Origin of the sequence: Desulfocicer vacuolatum DSM 3385 (assembly GCF_900176365.1) — a bacterium.
Taxonomy (GTDB): Bacteria; Desulfobacterota; Desulfobacteria; order Desulfobacterales; family Desulfobacteraceae; genus Desulfocicer; species Desulfocicer vacuolatum.
In genome coordinates this window covers 1-1592 of sequence record NZ_FWXY01000073.1, presented here as the reverse complement: position 1 = coordinate 1592, position 1592 = coordinate 1, and the positions used below count along the sequence as shown (strand labels likewise).

The window sequence follows — 1592 nt, the reverse complement described above, 5'->3', positions numbered from 1 at the left end:
TCCTGCAAGCAGGAACTTTCTCGTTCGACTTGCATGTGTTAAGCACGCCGCCAGCGTTCATTCTGAGCCAGAATCAAACTCTCCAGTTATAATTCTTTTAAAATGTTTTTTTATGTGCTTGACTGCACTTAAAACATCTTTTTACTCAATTCATTCACTAACCGATTTTCAAAGATCAAATTCATTTTTGACACAAAAAAACTTGCTGAAACATGCCGCGCTGTTTGCAAGCGGCGTTGCCGTCTCAACAAGACCCAGCGAAACTACATGCAAACTTACTTCTTGTCAAACACTTTTTTTATTTATTTTTCATAAAAACAACAACCACCTAAAATAAAAAGAAAATTTGCCATTCTTCATTCTTACTTTACACTTCCACAGGGGTAATACCTATTTTTCGGTGGTCGCCCTTAATAAAGAGTAAAGTACTTTTGAGGGCATATGAAGAATGCCGAAATTTTACACATCTTCGTAAATATTCGGGTTGGTTTTGTAAATGTTCGGCCGGTGCCCCATCTTCGCTTAGTTGGGAGTGCGTAGCATACTATTGTTATGTGAGCAGGCCCAAATGAGTGAAGATGGGGTGCTGCCCGAATATTTACACATCTTCAGCGGCTCCATCCACGGTCGATGGTCGGAGTACAGAATCTCCATCCCCTTAGACGCCCAGTAACCTTATCCCATCCTGGAAAAGAAAACCGGCAAAAACAAATAAAAAAAGTCCCAGTATTCGCATGGCCCAGACATATCCCCTGCCGGAAATAAAGTGACGGGACTTTCCCACCAACACGGCCATAACAATCTTGGCTCCCACCAAGAAAAAATAAAAACTGAGCATAAATCCCATGGCCGACAAATAATGAAAATCCAATGCTTTTAAAAAAGTGGGAGCTCCCACACTTATCCAGAACAAATAGGGATGGGGATTGGTTAAATTCAAAACAATCCCTTTTTGCAAAGAGGTGTTTACAGGTTTAGAAGTGATTTTAAGTGCATTGGCATCGGTCTTCAAACTGCCATACCCCATATGGAGCAGCACCAGTCCACCAACCAAAGAAATCGTACCCAGCACCCCACCGGAAGAAGATAATTTTGACAAGATCAAAAAAGTAAACAAAATAATGGGGAAATCCGTCACCAGGGGACTGAATGCCACCCGGATACCAGCCTTTACATCATATTGCAAAGTTTCAGAAATCACAAGCGCAGTCAAAGGCCCCGGGGCAAAACCTGCAGAAGCACCCAGAACAAGGCCTGCCATTAAAAACGAAAACATTTTCCATCTCTTTCATCATAAATAATTTGGGATTGGACATAACATGGGCCATTTTGCAACAAAACTTCAGAGATAAAAATTAATAACTGTAATTACAGCACTTTGAAGTCAATAGAATTTTATATCACGTATAGTGGCCCAGTTTACGATCAACCCCAATAATTTAAAGTTCAAGGATTTTGCAACAGTCCAATTCCTTTGTATTACAAGAACCTCTTTTTCCCAAACAAAAAAGCCCTGACCATTATAAAATAATGATCAGGGCTATTTAAAAAGATAATCCGGCGGCGTCCTACTCTCCCACACAGCTGCCCGT

1 protein-coding gene and 1 rRNA gene are annotated in these 1592 nt (G+C 40.8%); both read right to left on the bottom strand.

The window, feature by feature from the left end; translation table 11 throughout:
* Positions 1-89: ribosomal RNA gene (locus B9A32_RS20945) — 16S ribosomal RNA — on the bottom strand; the annotation flags it as partial.
* 569 nt (positions 90-658) lie between these two features.
* Entirely contained in the window at positions 659-1276 is a 618-nt protein-coding gene (locus B9A32_RS20940) for a LysE family translocator (protein ID WP_084072139.1), read from the bottom strand.
* Positions 1277-1592 lie beyond the last annotated feature (316 nt).